The organism is Paenibacillus sp. E194 (assembly GCF_000935845.1).
Lineage (GTDB): Bacteria > Bacillota > Bacilli > Paenibacillales > Paenibacillaceae > Paenibacillus_B > Paenibacillus_B alvei_B.
In genome coordinates this window covers 1-5398 of the sequence record NZ_JMDX01000326.1, presented here as the reverse complement: position 1 = coordinate 5398, position 5398 = coordinate 1, and the positions used below count along the sequence as shown (strand labels likewise).

Here is a 5398-nt window from a genome sequence, read left to right as displayed (position 1 = left end):
ATGGGCAACAACGGGGCTTGGTATCGGGGTTGCGCTTGGCTCCGCGATTGCTGGATGGATCGTGGATCATTTTGGTGTACATATGGGCTTCATGGTGGCAATTGCAGCTGGTGTGCTTGCGCTTGGCATTATGATGGGCGGTTATAAAATCCTTCGTTCAGCATACAACCTTGCGGTAGCAAGTTCTAATCCAAGTTCAGATTATTCAATGAATGTGCCGAGCAACAAAACATATGATTGCTGATAAGAGGGAATGAAATCTGACTCTGTTTACTCGTCCCATATGTGATCCAGCTTATCTGCATAGAAACGAATTGCTTTCTCAAAACTAGCAATTCCTGCATCATTCGTCGTATCTACTAGCTCTGTCAGCAGCAATTTCATCGCCTCTGCATACTCACCAACATTGTACAGTGCCATTGCGTAGAACACCTTAAGCTCCCTATGATTCGGGAATTCACTCACACCCTGGGCCAATATCTCCTTCGCATTTTTGTATTGGCCTAGGGTTCGGTAGGTACTTCCTAAGCCTAGCAAAGCTCCAGGTCGATGAGATCCATCTAAATGATTGCGGAGGGCTGCAACATAATAAGGTACTGCCTGCTTCTCTAATCCCAAGTTATCGTGAGCGCATGCCATTTGATATAGCAGTTCTGCATTATTCGGCTCCTTCTCCAGCAATTGTGCAAAGATTGTTATTGCCTGCTCGGCATGTCCTTGAGCTCTCAATTGAATGGCTTCTTCAAATTTTCTTTTCATTTCTACATCTTACTCCCCTTATTGACCAGTTGTTAAATGAATATATAATAATAGTAACAATTATTTCTTCATTTTCTAAATATAATGTGATTATCTTATTATGTGCGAAATCTTGTTTTCAACCAAAAATGCTCTTACAGTCCTCTATCAATCAGCAATGCCTTATAGCAAATGTCATCGTAAAACCTGCATTCAATAAAAAAAGGAGGAATCGTTAATGGTATCAATAATCAGTCTTGTTGCGGCCTGCATCCTATTTCTCATCAGCCTGCTCCATGTATATTGGGCATGCCGCGGTACATGGGGCACATCTGCTGTAATCCCTGAACGAAATGGCAAGCGCACATTCTCTCCACGACCCGGACTGACTCTGGTCATTGCTGGTCTTCTCGCCCTTGCAGCCGTCATGTTACTCATACGAGCATCATATATTTCCTTCAAATTCAATGCTGTTCTTCTGCAAATAGGCGTATGGATATGCGCTGTCGTATTCGCCTTGCGAGTCATAGGCGACTTCAATTATGTCGGGTTGTTCAAGCGAATTAAAAAAACAAGGTTTGCGAAAATGGATACCTGCCTGTATGTGCCGCTATGTGCTTTCTTATCGCTTGCATTTCTAGTCTCTATTTTCTTCGGAACGCAGTAATGAAATCATGATTCCTTCTACATATAACGCACTGCAAATAATAGACTCGCTTCCCCTTCCGGAAGCGAGTCTTTGTATTTCCTTCAGCGTAGCAACAACCCTTATGCCCATTCAACTAACAGGATTGCAAAATCGGGTCACATCAGGAAATTGGGTAAATGTGGGTTGACAGAAAAACCATTGGTTATATAGTTAGTTACATGAGTAATTAACCAATTTGGTGGTGTAGATATGACAGTCACAATGGACGACAGCCGCCCCATTTTTGTGCAAATTGCCGAACGGATTGAGGATGACATCATCGAAGGTCGATTGCCTGAAGAATCGCAAGTCCCTTCAACGAATCAATTTGCTTCCTTTTTTCAGATCAATCCCGCTACTGCGGCTAAGGGCGTCAATGTGCTGGTTGATGAGAACATTTTGTACAAAAAGCGTGGGATAGGTATGTTTGTATCGACAGGAGCGAGGGCAAAACTCATGGAAAAGCGGAAAGAACTTTTTTACGAACAGTATGTGGTATCCATGATCCGCGAGGCAGAGAAGCTTGGCATTTCCAAGGAACAATTAACAGACATGATTCAGAGAGGAGATCGGACGAATTGAGAACCATTGCTGAAGTTCAGGGATTAACCAAGTCATTCGGTGATGTTACTGTCGTACACGATGTTAGCTTTACACTCGAAGCTAACAAAATTTATGGCCTGCTTGGGCGCAATGGCGCAGGAAAAACAACGATAATGCATATGCTGACGGCGCAGTTGTTTCCAACAAGCGGTGAACTTCTTGTCTTCGGAGAAGCGCCTTATGAGAATAATCGCGTTCTGAGCAAGATTTGCTTCATTAAGGAAAGCCAGAAGTATCCAGACAGCTTTCGAGTCATTGATGTCATTGAGCTCTGCCCCTCCATTTTCCCGAATTGGAATCAGGAGTTGGCGAGCAAACTGCTGAATGATTTCAACCTTCCTTTAACAAGACGTATCAAGAAGCTGTCACGCGGTATGCTTTCTTCCGTTGGCATTGTTATTGGATTGGCAAGTCGAGCTCCGCTGACCATTTTCGATGAGCCCTATCTTGGACTTGATGCAGTAGCTCGCAACTTGTTCTACGACCGGTTGATTGAAGATTATGCGGAACATCCGCGAACGATCGTACTGTCCACACATTTAATCGATGAAGTCAGTCAATTTTTAGAGCATGTGATTGTAATCGATGGAGGCAGCATCATTTTGAATGAGGAAAGTGATGCTTTGCGTGGCCGTGCCTACACCATCGTTGGACAGCGAGAAATGGTCGAGTCATTCATCTCAGGACATACCATCATCAATCGGCAGCCATTAGGCGGACTATTGTCAGCAACCGTGTTTGGAACTTTGACCCCTCATAACCGAGAGCAAGCTGCATCGCTAGGCCTTGATCTCTCAACAGTATCCCTGCAGCAGCTTATTGTTCACCTCACAAAAAGAAAATCTGATCGCAAGGCGGTGGAGACGCGATGAATCGAGTAACAACCGTTATGAAAATGTACAGCAAGGATCACATCATGTGGTTTTTCGCTCCGTGGTGCTTTGTACTGCTTCCTAGTTTTCTGATCAATGTGTTGGTCGGTTGCTTACTTCAACCAGAAAATGGCTACTACAGCGGCGGTGTGGTCTCCATTTTTATCTATTTACTGATTCTCGGCATTGTAGCCGTGACACAGAACTTCTCATTCGCTTTTGGAATAAGCATCCGCAGAAAAGACTTTTATTTCGGGACTATACTAATGTTCCTGATAGCCAGCGTAACCGTAGCCACAATTGTGATATTATTGTCTATTGGTGAACGAAGTATTACGCAAATGCTAGATGCAAATTTTCATTTCTTTACCCTGCCTTATATTACGGATGGGAGTTTGCTCGAACAATGGTGGGTTTACTTCGCAACAGCTGCTCATTTGTCTACTTTAGGATTCGTGTTCGCTATGTTTTTCCGTCGTTTTGGCCGCATGGGAATGTTCATCTTCTTGCCAGTCACCCTTGCCATCTTCTCCATTTTCAGTTATCTCTGCACGTACTTCAGCTGGTGGGGCAACATTATCGCGTGGTTCGGCAGCCATTCAGCTGCGCAGCTTGCTTCTTACTTTTTCGCCCTGGCGGTTCTCCATTCTTTACTTTCCTACATCATGATCCGCAGAACAACAATTGCCTAAGACTACAAGAACAAAGCCGCTGGTGTGTTGTTCCTATCCAGCGGCTTTGCATCATTCATATTTCATTATCTTGATAATATTACAATGATAACTTTGGTACGTTCATTTTATTTAATCGAAATGCCAAACTTCGCTCCCGCTTCACCAGCAAATACAATGGTACCACCGCTAGGCAATTCAATTCCTTGTTTCCCTGAGGATGATAAGGAGAAATGTACGACTTGCCCCTGGTCATTGTACACTGCAAATGAAGATTGCTTAGGCATTGTCGTAACGGTCAGCTTCTTCCCAGCAACTGCTTTAGGCAGCTTAAACCATCTTGCATAACCATCCTCTTGAATGGATACTGTAGATTTCGACCCTTGATACAAGGTCTTAATTGTATCCTCTGATACCATAATATACCCAGAACTATCTAAGTACTCCACTCCGTCCTTTGTGAAGAACTGATATTCCATTGTATCCCTTCCGCCCATAGCTGGGATTTGCACCTGATTACTTGCTGAATCCGGGCCTGTAATGGTCTTATCGTCCACGTAACCAGGCAGATCGGCGTGTTTATTGATTTTCCCCCCGTCTATAAGCAAATAAGCGAGGGAACTATATTTTTCATTCACCGGAAAATACTTTTTGCCTATGCGCTTCGACCATGCGGATTCAACTTCTTTGGAGATATCATTTTTCTCAAGCTTCTCGCCAGTATACTGAGTCAGAGCTAATTGAGAAAGTCCTGGTACATCTAGGTACATACTTTGCCATAAATAGGTACGTCCATTGTCTTTCGCATCAAACCGTATCTTCGTCGTTCCTTCTTCATCCATAAATGTGCCGTCTGCTGTATATACATACTTCGCTGCAGGCATATCAGGCGCTTGATTATAAGTGATAGACAGTTCGCCGTTCTTGGCAATGGCCACTTTCATGACAACATTGGTAGACGCATAATAACCTGCATTCTTGGCAACATCAGCTGGCATTGCCGCTTTCTTCGGCTTGCCGAATGATTTAGCAGGTTTTAACTCCTTAATCGCACCTTTCTCTTTCAAAGCCTGCATCACCATCTCGTTCGCCAACATCGCATTCGTCGAGCTAGATCCACCCGAAGACAAGACGGCCGCTGCCATATTGTGCTCTGGGAGTACAACGAGCGAAGCATGATACATAATCGTGTCGCCGCCCTTATTCTCAGCTTGAATACCGTATCTATTGAATGGATAGAGCTTTACACTGTCCCAGCCAAGTCCATAGTTCACAATCGTATCGACTTCTCCTTCTGGCCAGAATCCTCGCTTATATTCCTCTTGACGCATTGCTTTCACCGATGTAGACGACAATACTTTGTCATTCTCCCCTGTAAAGATTTGCGCGAAACGAACTAAATCCTCAGCCGTCGAGTATATTCCCCCCGCACCGATGACATTGCCGTTTTCCGTAGGGAGCTGCCCTTCATATGCAGGGTGATACGTGCCTGCAAACTTTGTTTTATCTACATTGTCCAATGGTGTTTTCGTATGAGACATAGCAGCTGGTTCTGTAATATATTGATGAAGGAATTTAGTAAAGCCCATTCCGCTCACCCGTTCTACCAGAATCTCAGCTAATGTAAATCCATCATTGCAATAAACAGAGAATGCACCTGGATCAGCTTTCAGCGTCTGCTTCTTCAATTGCTCCAGCATCGTATCATGGTTGATAGTGTCATTGTCCCCAAGCAAGAAACCATTTCCTAACGTTGATCCTCGGAGTCCCGAAGAGTGATTCAACAGCATGCGCGGTGTAATCTTCTTGTACCGTTCATCCTTCAT

At 44.1% G+C, this 5398-nt stretch carries 6 protein-coding genes and 1 pseudogene; 5 read left to right on the top strand and 2 right to left on the bottom strand.

Annotation, left to right across the window (positions count from 1 at the left end):
* A pseudogene (locus tag AZ66_RS32175) lies at positions 1–244 on the top strand (MFS transporter); the annotation flags it as partial.
* 26 nt (positions 245–270) lie between these two features.
* Here AZ66_RS32175 and AZ66_RS26430 read toward each other — a convergent pair.
* The gene (locus AZ66_RS26430; protein WP_044357629.1) at positions 271–759 is read right to left on the bottom strand and encodes a tetratricopeptide repeat protein; all 489 of its coding nucleotides are present in this window, start codon (positions 757–759) and stop codon (positions 271–273) included.
* Between the two features lie 217 nt (positions 760–976).
* Here AZ66_RS26430 and AZ66_RS26425 point away from each other — a divergent pair, with 217 nt between their 5' ends.
* The 4 genes from AZ66_RS26425 (at position 977) to AZ66_RS26410 (ending at position 3593) form a co-directional block, all read left to right on the top strand.
* Entirely contained in the window at positions 977–1405 is a 429-nt protein-coding gene (locus tag AZ66_RS26425; protein WP_021260215.1) for a DUF3995 domain-containing protein, read from the top strand.
* Between the two features lie 231 nt (positions 1406–1636).
* On the top strand, positions 1637–2008 hold the full coding sequence (locus tag AZ66_RS26420; RefSeq protein WP_021253543.1) for a GntR family transcriptional regulator: 372 nt from the start codon (positions 1637–1639) through the stop codon (positions 2006–2008).
* Positions 2005–2901 (top strand): ABC transporter ATP-binding protein, encoded by an 897-nt coding sequence (locus AZ66_RS26415; RefSeq protein ID WP_021260216.1) that lies wholly within the window; start codon positions 2005–2007, stop codon positions 2899–2901. Before AZ66_RS26420 ends, AZ66_RS26415 begins: the two co-directional genes overlap by 4 nt.
* Complete coding sequence (locus AZ66_RS26410; RefSeq protein ID WP_021260217.1) at positions 2898–3593, top strand: hypothetical protein; 696 nt, start codon at positions 2898–2900, stop codon at positions 3591–3593. Before AZ66_RS26415 ends, AZ66_RS26410 begins: the two co-directional genes overlap by 4 nt.
* 107 nt (positions 3594–3700) lie before the next feature.
* Here the strand turns inward: AZ66_RS26410 and AZ66_RS26405 are convergent.
* Positions 3701–5398, bottom strand: a 1698-nt coding sequence (locus AZ66_RS26405; protein WP_044357626.1) for a serine hydrolase domain-containing protein, incomplete at its 5' end; no start/stop codon positions are given.